General features: G+C 43.8%; 1 protein-coding gene and 1 pseudogene. Both read right to left on the reverse strand.

The genetic code is table 11. The features are described from left to right. Positions 1-826: SRPBCC family protein (locus R7F67_RS24525; RefSeq protein ID WP_318057502.1), on the reverse strand; the 826-nt coding region annotated here is incomplete at its 3' end. Positions 827-967: 141 nt separating this feature from the next. Then, a pseudogene (locus R7F67_RS24530) lies at positions 968-1,177 on the reverse strand (sensor histidine kinase); the annotation flags it as partial.

Here is a 1,177-nt window from a genome sequence, read left to right on the forward strand (position 1 = left end):
TGCCGTTTTGGCGTGTCAAATTCATCCCTAACGACCACGCATTGCCCAAAAACTGGTAGTCACCTTTGTGCTCAATCACAAAAGTTTCACACGCTGGAATCGTGCCAAACACAAAACCATTTGGTACCTCTACCATTTCACTCACGGGCAAGCAGGTTACAAATTCAAAATGACCGAGCTTCATGTCCATTGAAAGGTAATAGCAGAACAGTTCGCCGCTGACGGGCAGACTTTCTTTCTGCATCAGTTCGTACAGTCTTTGAGTTTGCTTTTTCATGATTGGACCAAGCTCAGGAATTGTCCCTGAACCTTGCAAACCAACGTAATGAATCAAATCTTGATGACGAGTGCCGATTTCGCTCAACTGCGACAATATTTGCCCAGTTTCTAACTGGCTTTTTAGCATCTTGAGTCCACGGTCGTAATCCATTTCAACCATGGATTTGAACATCGTTTTCAGAAAAAACAGATACCAAGGAACACGAGACTGCATTTGCCATTCTACGGTACAACCATCTTGTGACGGCGTCACGATGAGCGTCACCTTTCCGTGGCTTTTGATGGGGCGAAAAAAATGCAGCTCCATGTCTAAACGATGTTCTTGTGTGCTTTCCAGAACAACCGCCCCCGTTCCAATTCGTTGCCCATTCCATTGGTAACCAGCTCCAACGTGGCCTTGATTGTCACTGTAAGTCAGCTCGCAGCTTGGCTCCAAAATGATCCAAGGAGACCACTCAGGCCAGTTTTTAAAATCCTTTAGATAATCGATGATCTCACTTTGAGATTTGTTGATTTCAATACTTTTGCTGACCTGATAAGCAAGCATAGCCATTCCTTAAGTTTCTGTTTCGCTCTACTTATTCTAAATCAAATCCCAGTTTTTTCTTGTTTCACTGTGAGTTAGAGGTAAAAAGTGAGACAAAAAAAGCCAGAACGTTAAATCTGGCTTCATTGGCAAATTTGGACGTTAAGAAACAAACGTCACTTTCGCGCTAAATCGGACGCCATCATCGTTTAATTCAAACGGCCACCCCATCCGTTCACAAATGCGTTGCACTATCACTAAGCCGCAACCATAACCCGCATTATACGTTTCGTTACCGTCATGACGATTGGTGATAATCAGCGTGTTTTGCTGTAGATCGATCTCGATGTCTCCAACGCTATAACTGAATGC

It is taken from the genome of Vibrio sp. YT-17 (genome assembly GCF_033337375.1).
Taxonomy (GTDB): Bacteria; Pseudomonadota; Gammaproteobacteria; order Enterobacterales; family Vibrionaceae; genus Vibrio; species Vibrio alginolyticus.